The organism is Amycolatopsis sp. NPDC088138, from assembly GCF_044741685.1.
In the GTDB taxonomy this organism is placed as follows: domain Bacteria; phylum Actinomycetota; class Actinomycetes; order Mycobacteriales; family Pseudonocardiaceae; genus Amycolatopsis.
This window is the reverse complement of record NZ_JBIUTB010000005.1, coordinates 390,073-403,610: the sequence shown is the minus strand read 5'-3', so window position 1 is coordinate 403,610 and position 13,538 is coordinate 390,073. Positions and strand designations below refer to the sequence as shown.

Below are 13,538 nucleotides of genomic sequence, written 5' to 3'. Positions count from 1 at the left end.
TACCCGGCGAGTCGGCTCACGTACCGGAGAGTCGGCTCACATACCCAGAGGGTCGGCTCGCGCACCCGGACGGTCGGTTCGCGTACCCGGCGAGTCGGCTCACGTACCGGAGAGTCGGCTCACATACCCAGAGGGTCGGCTCGCGCACCTGGAGGGTCAGCTCGCGCACTCGGAGGGTCGGTTCACATGATTGGGCGGGCATCCCACGTGATTGGCGAGGCATCTCGCGTGATTGAGCGGGCATCACTCGTGATTGAGCGGGCATCACTCGTGATTGAGCGGGCATCTCGCGTGATTGGCGAGGCATCACTTGTGATTGGAGGGTCGACTCACGTGATGGGGAGGTCGACACTCGTGATTGGAGGGACGACACACGAGACCGGAGCCCGAACTCGCGTGGTTGTCAGCGCGGGAGGCCTAGCAGGCGTTCTGCGGTGAGGTTGCGCAGGACTTGGGTCGTGCCGCCCGCTATCGAGAGGCAGCGGGTCAGCAGGAACTCGTGCTGGGCGGCACCCTCGGCCGTCAGGGCGGAAGGGCCGGCCAGGGTCAGGGCGAACTCCGCGACGTCTTGGCGGTGCTGGACCCCGAGCAGCTTCCGGACACTCGACTCCGCGCCCGGGTCCTGGCCGCCGAGGCGGCGCAGGGCCGCCCGCAGGTCCAGCACCGAGCCCGCGACACCCTGGGCGACCAGCTCGCCGAGCCGGTCGCGGGCCACGTCGTCCAGGGCCGAGGCGTCCACTGTGGACACCAGCTGCTGCACGCTCTCCCCCACCGCGGAGCCGCCGCCGAGGGCCACCCGCTCGTTCGCCAGGGTCGTGCGCGCCAGCCGCCAGCCGCCGTCCGGCTCGCCGACGACGTCGGCGTCGGGCACGAAGACGTCGTCGAGGAAGACCTCGTTGAACACGGCCTCGCCGGTGATCTCGCGCAGCGGCCGCGTCGTGATGCCCTCGGCGCGCATGTCGACCAGGAAGTACGTGATGCCCTTGTGCTTCGGCACGTCCGGGTCGGTGCGGGCCAGGCAGATCCCCCAGTCGGCTTCGCGGGCGAGCGACGTCCACACCTTCTGCCCGCTCAGCCGCCAGCCGCCGTCGACGCGGCGGGCCGCCGTCCGCAGCGCGGCCAGGTCGGACCCGGCGCCGGGTTCGCTGAACAGCTGGCACCACGTCAGCTCGCCTCGCAGGGTGGGCCGGGCGAACCGCTCCCGCTGCTCGTCGCTGCCGTGCTCGAGGATGGTCGGGACCGCCCACGCGCCGATGACCAGGTCCGGACGATGGATACCGGCGGCGGCGAGCGCACCGTCGATCCGCAGCTGGGCCGCGGCGTCGGCGCCGCGGCCGAACGGCGCCGGCCAGTGCGGCGTCAGCAACCCCGCGTCGGCCAGCGCGACCCGCTGGCCGGCTTCGGGCAGCGAAGCGATCCGGGCGACCTCGTCACGCAGCGAGACGTCGTCCCCGACGTCGACACCGAGCGTGCGTTCGGTCCCGTCGAGGGTGAGGTCGGCCGCGCGGCGCCGCCACGGCCCGGAGCCACCGAGCCACTGCCGCAGCGCGACGGCCCGGCGCAGGTAGAGGTGGGCGTCGTGCTCCCAGGTGAAGCCGATCCCGCCGAGCACCTGGACGCAGTCCTTGGCGTTGGCGACGGCGGCGTCGAGGGCGACCACGGCCGCGCTCGCCACCGAGACCGGGTGCTGCCCGTTCGCGGCGTCCCAGGCCAGCGCTTCGGCCGCTTCGGCGCGGCAGAGCATCTCGGCGCACAGGTGCTTGATCGCCTGGAATCCCCCGATCGGCTGACCGAACTGCTCGCGGACCTTGGCGTACTCGACGGCGATGGTCAGCGTCCGCCGCGCCACCCCGGCGGCCTCGGCCGCGGCCAGGGTCGCCGCGAGCCCGGCCACCGGCGGCAGCGTCAGCAGCTCACCGGAAACCCCGGAGATGCTCACACGCGCCAGCGGCCGCGAGAAGTCGAACGGCGCCACCGGTTCGATCGTGACGCCGGGGCTGCCCGGCGCGAGCAGCACGTGCCCGTCGCCCGACGGCACCAGCAGCCAGGCGTCCGGGTGCGCACCGGGCACGAGGACGCCGTCGGCGGGCTCGTCCAGCAGCACCGCGATCGTCGCCGTCCCCTCGGCGAGCGCCGGGAGCAGCTCCTTGGCTTCGGCCGCCGAAGCGAGCAAGAGACCGCCCAGGGCGGTGCTCAGGACGGGGCCCGGCACCAGGTCTTCGGCGGCCGCGGCGAGCCCGGCGGCCAGGTCGGCGATACTGCCGTCGGCCCCGCCCACGGCGGCGGACAGCGCCACGCCGAACAGGCCGAGATCGGCGAAGCCCGCGGGAATCCCGGCCGGCGGGCCGGTTTCCGCCGCGCGGACGGCCTCGATCGGCCGGCGGCCGGCGGACCAGGCGTGGATCGCCGCGGCCAGGGCGGCCTGTTCGTCGGTGAGCGCGACCGGCATCGAGGCTCCTCGCGTTTAGGGGACGCTACTCGCGAGTGTAGAACGTGTTACAGTTTTTCGGCCAGTGGGTCATTGGTTGAACGTTTCGCCAGGACAGGTACTCTACGTCGTGAACTGGAACAAGTTCCGAAGGACGGGGGAAGCCGATGCCCGGCAAGGCCAAGGCACCGACCAAGGCGCGCGGTAACGGGCTGAGCGCGATCGGCGCCGACGAGCTCGGTTCGGCCGCCCAGCGCGACCGCCGTCGCCGGATCATCGACGCGACCCTCGCGCTGGCCTCGAAAGGCGGCTACGACGCCGTCCAGATGCGGGCCGTCGCGGAGAAGGCGGACGTCGCCCTCGGCACCCTCTACCGGTACTTCCCGTCGAAGATCCACCTGCTCGTCTCCGGGCTGGCGCGCGAGTTCGAGCGGGCGCAGGAAAAGCTGGAGCGCCAGGCCATCCCGGGTGAGACCCCGGCCGAGCGGCTGATGTTCGTGCTCGGCCGCAACACCCGGCTGATGCAGCGCGACCCGCACCTCACCGAGGCGATGGTGCGCGCGTTCATGTTCGCCGACACGTCCGCCGCGGCCGAGGTCGAGCAGGTCGGCCGGCTGATGGAGAACATGTTCGCCCAGGCGATGGGCATCACCGACCCGACCGAGGCCGACCGCGACATCTTCCACGTCGTCGCGGACGTCTGGATGGCGAACCTGGTGGCGTGGGTGACCCGCCGCGCGTCGGCCGCCGACGTCGCGAACCGCCTCGAACTGTCGGTCCACCTGCTGCTCGACAAGTGATCCCGACGGCGGAGGCCGCCGACGCGCACCGCCATCTCTACCGGGCGCTGAGCAGCCTGACCGACGCCGAGGTCGGCGCGCCCACGAAGCTGCCGGGCTGGACGCGCGGGCACGTGCTGGCCCACGTCACGGACGCCGGGCGAGCGCTGGCCGACCTCGTGGAGCAGGCCCTGCTCGGCGTCCTGATCCCGTTGTACGACCCGGCGACGCACGACCGCGACGCCATCATCGAGGCGACCGCGGGCCGGACCGCCGCCGAGCACCGCAGCGCCCTGCGCGAGCACTCCGAACGGCTCGAAGCGGCGTGGGCCCGGGTCACCGACTGGGACCAGGCCGTGAACTACCGCGACGGCAAGCTGTCCAGCACGGTGTTCGCCCGCTGGCGCGAAGTGTGGATCCACGCGGTCGACCTCGATGCCGCGACCCCCGACGACTGGCCGGGTGAGTTCTGCGAGCACGCCGTCGGCTTCCTCAAGGAACGCCTGCCGGACGACGCGATCGTCACCGGGCCGCCGCGCGCCCTCGCCGCGTGGCTGTCCGGAAGGGACAGTGGCAGCGGCCTCACCGGCGACCTGCCGGAGCTGGGCCCGTGGCCCGGCGGGCGCCCCCGGAACAGGGACGCCCGCTGAGCATCAGGCGTTCAGCTTCGGCAGGACTTCCTTGCCGAAGGTGTTGAGGAACTCGTCTTGGTTGCGGCCCACGTTGTGGATGTAGATCCGGTTGAAGCCGGCGTCGACGTACTTCTGCAGCGCCGCGCGGTGCACGTCCGGGTCGCTCGAGACGACCATGCGGCCCTCGAAGTCCTCGCGCCGCACCAGCTTCGCCATCTGCGCGAAGTCGAACGGCGAGCGCACGTCGGCCTTCGGGAACTTCATGCCGCCGTTGGGCCACTGGTCCAGCGCGTTGGCCCAGGCCGTCTCGTCGTCCTCGGCCCACGACAGGTGCACCTGCAGCAGCTTCGGCATCGAGTCCGGGTCCTTGCCGGCCTTCTTCGCGCCCTGGTTGAAGTTGTCCACGATGCCGGCCAGCTTGTCGATGGACGCACCGGGTGTGATCAGGCCGTCGGCCAGCTCACCGGTCTTGCGCGAGGTGTACGGGCCCGCGGAGGCGATGTAGACGGGCGGCGGCGGGCCGTCGGGCAGCGTCCACAAGCGCGTGTTGTGCAGCTTGAAGAACTCGCCCGAGTGCTTGACGTCCTTGCCGGTGAACAGCTTCCGGATGATCTCGAGGGCCTCGAACATCCGCCGGACCCGCTCCGGGGCCTCCGGCCAGTAGCCGCCGATGATGTGCTCGTTGAGCGCCTCGCCGGAGCCGATGCCCAGCCAGGTGCGGCCCGGGTAGGTGGCTTCGAGGGTGGCCGCGGCCTGCGCGACCATCGCCGGGTGCAGCCGGAACGAGGGGCACGTCACACCCGGGCCGAGGTCACCGGCCGTGTTCTCGGCCAGCGACGCCAGCACGCTCCACACGAACGAGGCCTCACCCTGCTGTGGCACCCACGGCTGGAAGTGGTCGGCCGCCATCTGGCCGGAGAACCCCTGCTCCTCGGCCAGCTTCGCCAGCCGGATCGACTCCCGCGGCGAGAACTGCTCCAGCGCCGCGGCGAGACCGATTTGCACTTCACTCACGCGTCCTGCTCCTTCATTTCGAATCCCTCCCGCCATCGAACCACGATCACCGGTGCGCCGCCGCCACCTCGGCGAGCTCGTCGAGCAGCTTGAGCGTCTCGGCCTCCGGCATGGTCTCCAGCATGAACGTGTAGCGCTCGGTGCCCGCGTCGCGGAAGCCGTCGATCACCTTGGCCTTCGTGTCGCCGCCGAAGACGGCGAACTGGACGTCCTCGCGGCCCGCCGCGTTCAGCCGGTCGCGCACCTTCTTGGCCTCGTCGAAGTGCAGGTTCCCGCGCAGCAGCCAGCCGTCGCCGTACTTGATCAGCCGCTGGATCGCGGCCTCGCTCTCGCCGCCGATGTAGATCGGCGGGTACGGCTTGTGCACCGGCTTTGGCCAGGCGAAGATCGGGTCGAAGTCGACGTACTTGCCGTGGAACTCGGCCTCGTCCTTGGTCCAGATCTCCTTGAGCGCGGCCAGCTGCTCGTCGATCAGCGCGCCGCGGGTCTTCGGGTCGGTGCCGTGGTTGGCCATCTCCTCGCGGTTCCAGCCCACGCCGACGCCGAACAGCGCGCGGCCGTCGGAGATCAGGTCGAGCGAGGCGACCTCCTTGGCGGTGTGGATCACGTCACGCTGGATCAGCAGCGCGATGCCGGTGCCCAGCAGCAGCTCCGACGTCGTGGTGGCGGCCGCGGTGAGCGCCACGAACGGGTCGAGCGTGCGCTTGTACTTCTCCGGCAGCCCGCCCGGCGCCGGGTACGGACTTTCCCGGCTCGTGGGGATGTGCGAGTGCTCGGCCAGGAACAGCGAGTCGAAGCCGCGCTCCTCCAGTGCGGCGCCCAGCACGTCCGGCCGGATGCCCTCGTCGGTCACGAACGTCGAGATCCCGAATTTCATATCAACGACTACCCCTCGCCCCGCCGCCGTATTCCCCGGGTTGACAGTCGTGCACTCACCGTCGCACGATGGGGTTATCTCATCATACGTTGAATAAGGGGGCAAGGATGACGAATCCGGGCATGAACGCCGAAGACCTCGACTTCGAACAGGCCTACCGCGGCGCCACCCCGATCGGGCGGAAGATGCCGTGGGACCTCGGCGCACCGCAGCCGCTGGTGGTCGCGCTGGCCGACGCCGGCGAGTTCACCGGCGAGGTGCTCGACATCGGTTGCGGGCTCGGCGACAACTCCGGGTTCCTCGCCTCGCGGGGGCTCAGCGTCACCGGGCTGGACGGCGCGCCGTCGGCCGTCGAACAGGCCCGCACCCGCGCCGAAGGGGTGACCTTCGCCGTCGCCGACGCGACGAAGCTCGAGGGGTACGAAGGCCGGTTCGACACGGTGCTCGACAGCGCGCTCTACCACTGCCTGAACGAGGACGCGCGGCGCGAGTACCTCGCCGCGCTCACCCGCGCGACGCGGCCGGGCGCGCGGCTGCACCTCTTCTGCTTCTCCACGGAGGTGCCGGACGCGTTCCCGGCGCCGTACCTGATCAGCGAGAAGAACCTCCGGGAGACCGTCGGGAAGGACTGGACGATCGAACGGCTCGAGCCTGCCCGCTACACCACCGCGTTCGGCGCGGAGGAGCTGCGGGCCAGCGTCCGGGCGATCCTCGACCCCGAGACCGACACGTCCGCGCTGGCCACCCTCGGCACCGACGCCGACGGCCGCGTGCTGGTGCCGGTCTGGCAGCTGAAGGCGGTACGTTCGGCGGCGTGATCCTCGAGTCGTCGGTGGTGCCGCGCGCCGGCGACGACCCCTGCGCCGACCGGCTGGTCCTGGGTGAGCACGTGCTCGGCGTCGCCGACGGCGCGACGAAGAAGCCGTGGGACACGGGACCGGACGGAGCCACGCTCGCCGAAGCCGTCGCCGGGCACCTGGCCGCCACCGCGGCCGGGTGCCCGGCACGCGAAGCGGTCGACAGCGCGACGGCGCTGGTCCGGAGGTTGCTGGGAGACGCGAGCGTGGGTTCGGCGGTGTCGTTCTGCGTACTCCACCTGGACCGCCGCGAGATCTGGCGCGTCGGCGAAGGCCGGGTGCTGCTCGACGGGACGCCGGTGCCGCCGCGCCCGTCGGGTGAACGGGCCGTGGCCGAGGCCCGCGCGCTCGTGCTGCGCCGCCACCTCGCCGACGGCGTCCCCGAAACCACGCTGCTGGCGGAGGATCCGGGACGCGCGGCCGTGCAGGAGCTGCTGCGCGCGCTGGTCGGGCTGCGCAACCGCCCCGACCCGCGCTACGGCTACGGCGCGCTGGACGGCCAGGACGTCCCGGACCTGTTCGTCGAGGTCGTCCCGGTGCCCGGCGGCGTCCGGGAGGTCGTCATCACCACGGACGGCTACCCGTCACCCGCACCCACGCTGGCCGAGGCCGAGCGCCTGCTGGCCGAACGGCTGGCGCGGGACCCGCTCATGCTGGACCCGCCGGAGACCAAGGGAAAACGCCCGGCCGCCGACTCCTTCGACGACCGGGCGTACCTGCGCGTGGCGCTCTAGACGTTGCGGCGGTACTGGCCGCCGACCTCGAAGAACGCTTCCGTGATCTGGCCCAGGGTGCAGACGCGGGCCGCGTCCATCAGGACGCCGAACAGGTTGCCGCCGCGGGTGGCGGCCTCGCGCAGGGCCTTCAGGGCCTGCTGGGCGTCTTCCTTGTGGCGGTGCTGGAAGTCCGAAAGCCGGTCCAGCTGGGACCTCTTCTCGTCCTCGGTCGCGCGGGCCAGCTCGACCTCGATGTCGTCCTCGCCCGCGCGCGGGTTGCGGAAGGTGTTGACGCCGATGATCGGCAGCGAGCCGTCGTGCTTCTTGCGCTCGTACAGGATCGACTCGTCCTGGATCTTGCCGCGCTGGTAACCGGTCTCCATCGCGCCGAGCACGCCGCCGCGCTCGGAGATCCGGTCGAACTCCAGCAGGACGGCCTCTTCGACCAGGTCGGTCAGCTCGTCGATGACGAACGAGCCCTGCAGCGGGTTCTCGTTCTTAGACAGGCCCCACTCCTTGTTGATGATCATCTGGATGGCCATCGCGCGGCGCACCGACGCCTCCGACGGCGTGGTGACCGCCTCGTCGAACGCGTTGGTGTGCAAGGAGTTCGCGTTGTCGTAGAGCGCGCACAGCGCCTGCAGCGTGGTGCGGATGTCGTTGAAGCTCATCTCCTGCGCGTGCAGCGACCGCCCGGACGTCTGCACGTGGTACTTGAGCTTCTGCGACCGCTCGTTCGCGCCGTAGCGCTCCTTCATGGCCACGGCCCAGATCCGCCGCGCCACCCGGCCGAGCACCGAGTACTCCGCGTCCATGCCGTTGGAGAAGAAGAACGACAGGTTCGGCGCGAAGTCGTCGATGTCCATGCCGCGCGCCAGGTACGACTCGACGTAGGTGAAGCCGTTGGACAGCGTGAACGCCAGCTGCGAGATCGGGTTCGCCCCGGCCTCGGCGATGTGGTAGCCGGAGATCGACACCGAGTAGAAGTTGCGGACGCCGTGCTCGATGAACCACTCCTGGACGTCGGCCATCATCCGGAGGCTGAACTCGGTGGAGAAGATGCAGGTGTTCTGGCCCTGGTCCTCCTTGAGGATGTCGGCCTGGACCGTGCCCCGCACGTTCTTCAGCGCCCACTCGCGCAGCTCGGCGGCTTCCTCGTCCGAGGGGTCGCGGCCGTGCTCGGCCTTGAACACCTCGACGCGCTGGTCGATCGCGGTGTTGAGGAAGTAGGCCAGGATCGTCGGCGCCGGGCCGTTGATCGTCATCGACACCGACGTGTTCGGCGCGGTCAGGTCGAAGCCGTCGTAGAGGACCTTCATGTCCTCGAGCGACGCGATGGACACCCCGGACGTGCCGACCTTGCCGTAGATGTCGGGGCGGGTGTGCGGGTCGTGGCCGTAGAGCGTCACCGAGTCGAACGCGGTCGAGAGGCGCTTGGCCTCGGAGTCGGCCGAGAGCATCTTGAACCGGCGGTTGGTGCGGAACGCGTCACCCTCGCCGGCGAACATCCGGGCCGGGTCCTCGCCGTCGCGCTTGAACGGGAAAACGCCCGCCGTGTAAGGGAAGTATCCGGGCAGGTGCTCGCGGCGCAGGAACGACAGCAGCTCGCCGGACTCGGCGTAGCGCGGCAGGGCGACCCGCGGGATCCGGTTGCCGGACAGCGTGTCGCGCCAGAGCTGGGTGCGCAGCTCCTTGTCGCGGATCTTCACGACGAGCTCGTCCTGGCGGTATTCCTCGGCCAGCACGCGAAAACGTTCGAGCAGCTTCGCCGACTCGCCGTCCACATCGGACTCGGCGGAGGCGAGCAGCCCGTCCAGCGCGTCGGTGTCCGCGGCTGCCTTGGCCAGCTCGGCACGGGCGGTGGCCAGCGCCTCCCGCTTGCGGATCGCCGCGACCTGCTGCTCGGTCTTCGCGTGGTAACCGCGGACGGTCTCGGAGATGTCGGCCAGGTACCGCGCGCGGGTGCCCGGGATGACCGTGCTCGCGTCGGTCGAAACCTTGCCCTCGACCTGCGGCAGCGTCCCGGCCGAGACGGTCAGGCCGCGCTCGGCGAGCAGGCTCCGCAGCTGCTGGTACAGCGCGGTGACGCCGTCGTCGTTGAACTTCGCCGCGCTCGTGCCGTACACCGGCATGTCGTCGGGGCCGGACTCGAACGCCTCGCGGTTGCGCACCAGCTGGCGCGCGACGTCGCGGCGGGCGTCCTCGGCGCCGCGGCGCTCGAACTTGTTGATCGCGACGACGTCGGCGAAGTCGAGCATGTCGATCTTCTCCAGCTGCGACGCGGCGCCGAACTCCGGCGTCATCACGTACAGCGACTGGTCCACGAAGTCGACGATCCCGGCGTCACCCTGGCCGATGCCCGGCGTCTCGACGATCACCAGGTCGAAGCCGGCGGCCTTGCACGCCAGGATGGACTCGCTCAGCCCGGCCGGGATCTCGCCGGACGTCGTCCGGGTGGCCAGCGAGCGGAAGTACACCGGCGAGCCGTCGAGGCAGTTCATCCGGATGCGGTCGCCGAGCAGCGCGCCGCCGCCCTTGCGCCGGGACGGGTCGACCGCGAGCACCGCGATCCGCAGCTTGTCCTCCTGGTCCAGGCGGAAGCGCCGGATCAGCTCGTCGGTGAGCGACGACTTGCCCGAGCCACCGGTGCCGGTGATGCCGAGCACCGGCACCTCCCGCTTCCCCGCGGCTTCGGTGATCCCGCTCAGCAGGTCTTCGGGCAGCCGTTCCGCCTGCAGCTGGGTGATCACCCGCGCCAGCGCCGGGACGTCGCCGGAGAGCACCTTGTCGAGGGCCGGGGCCTCGGCCGCGAGGTCGACGTCGCAGGCCTTGATCATCATGTTGATCATGCCCGGCAGGCCCATCTCGTAGCCGTCCTCGGGCGAGAAAATCCGGGCGACGCCGCGCGAGTGCAGCAGGTCGATCTCCTCGCGCACGATCACCCCGCCCCCGCCGCCGAAGACCTTGATGTGGCCGGCGCCGCGCTCGCGCAGCAGCTCGACCAGGTAGGAGAAGTACTCGACGTGCCCGCCCTGGTAAGCCGAGATGGCGACACCCTGGACGTCCTCGGCGATGGCCGCGGTGGCCACCTCGTCGACCGACCGGTTGTGGCCGAGGTGCACGACCTCCGCGCCCTGCGACTGCAGGATCCGCCGCATGATGTTGATCGACGCGTCGTGGCCGTCGAACAGGCTCGACGCCGTGACGAACCGGACGGGGTGCGCGGGGCGGTACAGCTCACTGCTCATCCCTTCAAAATACTTGGACTTCCTACTATTGGAAACCCGACGACCAGTGACGCGGATCTCACCGCACGGCCGGAGAACCTTGACAACGCCCAGCTGACAGCTATGTTTAACCAGTCCGTTAATTAACAAGGTGCTGAAATGACTACTGCCACTGATCAGCTGAGCCGCACGTTGTCGGCGCTCGCCGACCCGACGCGGCGTGCCATCCTGGCCCGGCTTTCGACCGGCGAGGCGACGGTCAACGAGCTCGCCGGGCCGCTGCCGATGAGCCTGCCCGCGGTTTCCCGGCACCTGAAGGTGCTGGAACAGGCCGGGCTGATCACCCGCGGCCGCACCCGCCAGTGGCGGCCCTGCCGGCTGGAGGCGAAACCGCTGGAAGACGTCGCCGACTGGGTCGCGGCCTACCGCCGGTTCTGGGAAGGCGGCTTCGACCGCCTCGACGAGCACCTGCGCGAACTGCAGCAAGGAGCCGAGGATGCCTGACTCCGCACTGACCATCACCCGGGTCTTCGACGCGCCCCGCGAGCTCGTCTTCACCGCGTGGACCGACCCGGACCACCTGGCGAGCTGGCTGGGCCCGAGCGGCTTCACCGGGTGCGCGGTCACCCTCGACACCCGCGAAGGCGGCCACTGGCGAGCGTGCATCCGCTCCCCCGAAGGCGACGAGCACTGGATGCGCGGCGTCTACCACGAGATCACCGCCCCCGAACGGCTCGTGTTCACCTTCGCCTGGGACGCCGACGGCGACCGCGGCACCGAGACCGTCGTGACGATCGGCTTCGCCGACCTCGGCGGCAAGACCGAGATGACCTTCACCCAGGCCGGCTTCCCGAGCACCGCCGAGCGCGACGGCCACCACGACGGCTGGACCTCGAGCTTCGACGACCTGGCCGGCGCCCTCCCCACCCGACGAGAGGAAACCCGATGACCGCGATCGTCTCCCCGGAGGAATGGCAGGCCGCGCGCGACGCGCTGCTGGTCAAGGAGAAGGAGCACATGAAGGCGGCCGACCGCCTCGCCGCCGAGCGCCGGCGCCTGCCGATGGTCCGCTTCGACGCGAGTTACCCGTTCGACGGCGCGGACGGCAAGGTCAGCCTGCTCGACCTGTTCGACGGCCGCCGGCAGCTGATCGTCTACCACTTCATGCTGCACCCGGGTGACGAGGCGGGCTGCCCGGGCTGCTCGCTGCTCGTCGACAACCTGCCGCACCTGGCGCACCTGCACGCGCGGGACGTCACGCTCAAGGTCGTCGCGCCCGCGACCCTGCCCGAGATCGAGCGGTACAAGACGCGCATGGGCTGGGACGTGCCGTGGGTGTCGGCGCACGGCACCGGCTTCACCGAGGACTGCGGGGTCGGCGGCGGCTTCGGCGTCAGCGTGTTCCTGCGCGAGGGCGACGAGGTCTACCGGACGTACTTCACGACCGGACGCGGCGGCGAGATGTTCCTGGCGTCGCACCGCTACCTCGACGTCACCCCGCTGGGCCGCCAGGAGGCGTGGGAAGAGGACAGCCACGGCGACGACGCGCCCAGCTCCTGGTGGCGGCGCCACGACGAATACTGAGAGTCCGGCCGTACCGAGGCGCGACTCGGAACGGCCTCGCCGCACGTTCGACGAGCGGGCCGTGTTGCCACGCAGCCGGGCCCGGGGCACGCCCCGGGCCCTGACGGCGTCAGCGCGCGTTGGCCGCCCGCAGCGCGATCCACTGCCGCATCGCGTACTCGACCAGCGTGATCAGCGTCTGCTTGGTCGACTCGCGGTCCCGGGCGTCGCAGCGGACGATCGGGATGTTCGGGTCGATCGACAGCGCCTCGCGGACGTCGTTGATGTCGTGCTCGAGCACGCCGTCGAACGTGTTGACGCCGACGATGTACGGCAGTCCACGGTCCTCGAAGAAGTCGATCGGCGCGAACGAGTCGGCCAGCCTGCGCGTGTCGGCGAGGACCACCGCGCCGATGGCGCCGCGGACCAGGTCGTCCCACATGAACCAGAACCGCTGCTGCCCGGGCGTGCCGAACAGGTAGAGGATCAGGTCCGCGTCCAGCGAGACCCGGCCGAAGTCCATCGCGACGGTCGTCGTCGACTTGTTCGGCGTCTGGTCGAGGTTGTCGACCCCGACGCTGGCGTCGGTCATCATCGCCTCGGTGGTGAGAGGCACGATCTCCGACACCGACCCGACGAACGTCGTCTTCCCCGCACCGAAGCCGCCCGCCACCACGATCTTGGCGGATGTCATGGTCGGGGGCGCGGTGTCCCGCGGTGCCTTAAAGCCGACGGAGTCCACTCAAAACCCTTTCCATCAACACCAGATGTGCCTCGGCGCCGTCATTGCCCGTTATCGTCTTGTGCACCGTGACCAGCCCCGCGTCCGCCGCGTCGCTGATCAGCACCCGGGCCACCCCCAGCGGTACGCGCAACGCCGAAACGATCTCGGCGACCGAACGGGGTGTCCGGCACTCTTCCATGATCGAGATGCACTCGATCTGCTCCGCGGCCACTTCGGGGAGGCCACCGGTGGCAGCGTAGTCCTTCGTGGAGACGAGTGTCTCCAGCTCCAGCGCGTAATTCGCACGCGTGCGGCCGCCGGTGAGAGCGTAGGGCCGCACGATCGACGTCTGGTCCTCGGGGGCCGATGGCTGTTCGAAGACCCGGGGCATGACGAACTCGCCGCTGGGCGGGCCCGGGTCGAACAGCCCACCTGGCCTGGGACTGTCCCCGTCGGTACTGCCGGGTGGAGAGACTAGAGAGGTCACACGTTCTCCTGGGTCGGCCGACGGCGCTGGTGGCGCCGGCGGTTCCGCGGCCGCGTGGGCGCCCGCGGCCGGGGGTGGCGGGGACTCCTTGCTCTTCTTGCGCTGCTTCCGGCGGGCACGGCCGGAATCCAGGGTGAACCCGTTGAAGACGTCGGCGAACGTGCCGTCGCCCCCTTCACCGGAGGCGTCCGCCTCCGGGGGTTCGCCAAAAGATCCGGGCCCCGTGCTCATCGC

13 protein-coding genes are annotated in these 13,538 nt (G+C 70.6%); 7 read left to right on the top strand and 6 right to left on the bottom strand.

Features of this window, described 5'->3' with window-relative positions; translation table 11 throughout:
- Positions 1 to 403: 403 nt before the first annotated feature.
- A complete protein-coding gene (locus ACIOD2_RS28395; RefSeq protein ID WP_400544337.1) occupies positions 404 to 2,449 on the bottom strand; it encodes an acyl-CoA dehydrogenase family protein in 2,046 nt (681 codons plus the stop codon).
- 146 nt (positions 2,450 to 2,595) lie between these two features.
- On the opposite strand from ACIOD2_RS28395, the gene kstR reads away from it, so the two are divergent.
- Both kstR and ACIOD2_RS28385 read left to right on the top strand, forming a co-directional pair.
- The gene (gene kstR / locus ACIOD2_RS28390; RefSeq protein ID WP_392762136.1) at positions 2,596 to 3,228 is read left to right on the top strand and encodes a cholesterol catabolism transcriptional regulator KstR; all 633 of its coding nucleotides are present in this window, start codon (positions 2,596 to 2,598) and stop codon (positions 3,226 to 3,228) included.
- Positions 3,225 to 3,857 carry a maleylpyruvate isomerase family mycothiol-dependent enzyme gene (locus ACIOD2_RS28385; protein WP_400544334.1) on the top strand — a complete coding sequence of 211 codons (633 nt, stop codon included), beginning with the start codon at positions 3,225 to 3,227 and terminating at the stop codon, positions 3,855 to 3,857. Before kstR ends, ACIOD2_RS28385 begins: the two co-directional genes overlap by 4 nt.
- A 3-nt stretch (positions 3,858 to 3,860) precedes the next feature.
- Here ACIOD2_RS28385 and ACIOD2_RS28380 read toward each other — a convergent pair whose 3' ends face one another.
- Positions 3,861 to 4,853: a TIGR03557 family F420-dependent LLM class oxidoreductase gene (locus ACIOD2_RS28380; protein ID WP_400544332.1), complete on the bottom strand. Its 993-nt coding sequence runs from the start codon at positions 4,851 to 4,853 to the stop codon at positions 3,861 to 3,863.
- A 46-nt stretch (positions 4,854 to 4,899) separates the two neighbouring features.
- Positions 4,900 to 5,730, bottom strand: coding sequence for an LLM class F420-dependent oxidoreductase (locus ACIOD2_RS28375; RefSeq protein WP_400544330.1), 831 nt, complete (start codon positions 5,728 to 5,730; stop codon positions 4,900 to 4,902).
- A 107-nt stretch (positions 5,731 to 5,837) separates the two neighbouring features.
- Between ACIOD2_RS28375 and ACIOD2_RS28370 the strand changes: the two genes are divergently transcribed.
- Together ACIOD2_RS28370 and ACIOD2_RS28365 are read left to right on the top strand one after the other, a co-directional pair.
- Entirely contained in the window at positions 5,838 to 6,548 is a 711-nt protein-coding gene (locus ACIOD2_RS28370) for a class I SAM-dependent methyltransferase (RefSeq protein ID WP_400544328.1), read from the top strand.
- On the top strand, positions 6,545 to 7,321 hold the full coding sequence (locus ACIOD2_RS28365) for a hypothetical protein (protein ID WP_400544325.1): 777 nt from the start codon (positions 6,545 to 6,547) through the stop codon (positions 7,319 to 7,321). Before ACIOD2_RS28370 ends, ACIOD2_RS28365 begins: the two co-directional genes overlap by 4 nt.
- Here ACIOD2_RS28365 and icmF read toward each other — a convergent pair.
- Positions 7,318 to 10,551 carry a fused isobutyryl-CoA mutase/GTPase IcmF gene (icmF, locus tag ACIOD2_RS28360; protein WP_400544322.1) on the bottom strand — a complete coding sequence of 1,078 codons (3,234 nt, stop codon included), beginning with the start codon at positions 10,549 to 10,551 and terminating at the stop codon, positions 7,318 to 7,320. The genes ACIOD2_RS28365 and icmF overlap by 4 nt on opposite strands.
- Before the next feature lie 138 nt (positions 10,552 to 10,689).
- On the opposite strand from icmF, the gene ACIOD2_RS28355 reads away from it, so the two are divergent.
- Genes ACIOD2_RS28355 through ACIOD2_RS28345 form a run of 3 tightly spaced genes read left to right on the top strand, consistent with a single transcriptional unit; the run spans position 10,690 to position 12,114 of the window.
- Complete coding sequence (locus tag ACIOD2_RS28355) at positions 10,690 to 11,034, top strand: ArsR/SmtB family transcription factor (RefSeq protein WP_400544319.1); 345 nt, start codon at positions 10,690 to 10,692, stop codon at positions 11,032 to 11,034.
- Positions 11,027 to 11,479 (top strand): SRPBCC domain-containing protein, encoded by a 453-nt coding sequence (locus tag ACIOD2_RS28350; protein WP_400544316.1) that lies wholly within the window; start codon positions 11,027 to 11,029, stop codon positions 11,477 to 11,479. Before ACIOD2_RS28355 ends, ACIOD2_RS28350 begins: the two co-directional genes overlap by 8 nt.
- Positions 11,476 to 12,114, top strand: a complete 639-nt coding sequence (locus ACIOD2_RS28345) for a DUF899 domain-containing protein (RefSeq protein ID WP_400544313.1) — start codon at positions 11,476 to 11,478, stop codon at positions 12,112 to 12,114. The genes ACIOD2_RS28350 and ACIOD2_RS28345 overlap by 4 nt, the downstream gene beginning before the upstream one ends.
- A gap of 109 nt (positions 12,115 to 12,223) precedes the next feature.
- Here the strand turns inward: ACIOD2_RS28345 and ACIOD2_RS28340 are convergent, their stop codons facing one another.
- Together ACIOD2_RS28340 and ACIOD2_RS28335 are read right to left on the bottom strand one after the other, a co-directional pair.
- Complete coding sequence (locus tag ACIOD2_RS28340; protein WP_323333027.1) at positions 12,224 to 12,787, bottom strand: ATP/GTP-binding protein; 564 nt, start codon at positions 12,785 to 12,787, stop codon at positions 12,224 to 12,226.
- A gap of 28 nt (positions 12,788 to 12,815) precedes the next feature.
- Positions 12,816 to 13,535 carry a DUF742 domain-containing protein gene (locus ACIOD2_RS28335; RefSeq protein ID WP_400544310.1) on the bottom strand — a complete coding sequence of 240 codons (720 nt, stop codon included), beginning with the start codon at positions 13,533 to 13,535 and terminating at the stop codon, positions 12,816 to 12,818.
- Positions 13,536 to 13,538 lie beyond the last annotated feature (3 nt).

Excerpts from the sequence above, each read along its gene's own strand:
- icmF (WP_400544322.1), bottom strand. The coding sequence starts at position 10,551 with ATGAGCAGTGAGCTGTACCGCCCCGCGCACCCCGTCCGGTTCGTCACG.
- kstR (WP_392762136.1), top strand. The coding sequence starts at position 2,596 with ATGCCCGGCAAGGCCAAGGCACCGACCAAGGCGCGCGGTAACGGGCTG.
- ACIOD2_RS28340 (WP_323333027.1), bottom strand. The coding sequence starts at position 12,787 with ATGACATCCGCCAAGATCGTGGTGGCGGGCGGCTTCGGTGCGGGGAAG.
- ACIOD2_RS28395 (WP_400544337.1), bottom strand. The coding sequence starts at position 2,449 with ATGCCGGTCGCGCTCACCGACGAACAGGCCGCCCTGGCCGCGGCGATC.
- ACIOD2_RS28350 (WP_400544316.1), top strand. The coding sequence starts at position 11,027 with ATGCCTGACTCCGCACTGACCATCACCCGGGTCTTCGACGCGCCCCGC.
- ACIOD2_RS28370 (WP_400544328.1), top strand. The coding sequence starts at position 5,838 with ATGACGAATCCGGGCATGAACGCCGAAGACCTCGACTTCGAACAGGCC.
- ACIOD2_RS28375 (WP_400544330.1), bottom strand. The coding sequence starts at position 5,730 with ATGAAATTCGGGATCTCGACGTTCGTGACCGACGAGGGCATCCGGCCG.
- ACIOD2_RS28345 (WP_400544313.1), top strand. The coding sequence starts at position 11,476 with ATGACCGCGATCGTCTCCCCGGAGGAATGGCAGGCCGCGCGCGACGCG.
- ACIOD2_RS28335 (WP_400544310.1), bottom strand. The coding sequence starts at position 13,535 with ATGAGCACGGGGCCCGGATCTTTTGGCGAACCCCCGGAGGCGGACGCC.
- ACIOD2_RS28355 (WP_400544319.1), top strand. The coding sequence starts at position 10,690 with ATGACTACTGCCACTGATCAGCTGAGCCGCACGTTGTCGGCGCTCGCC.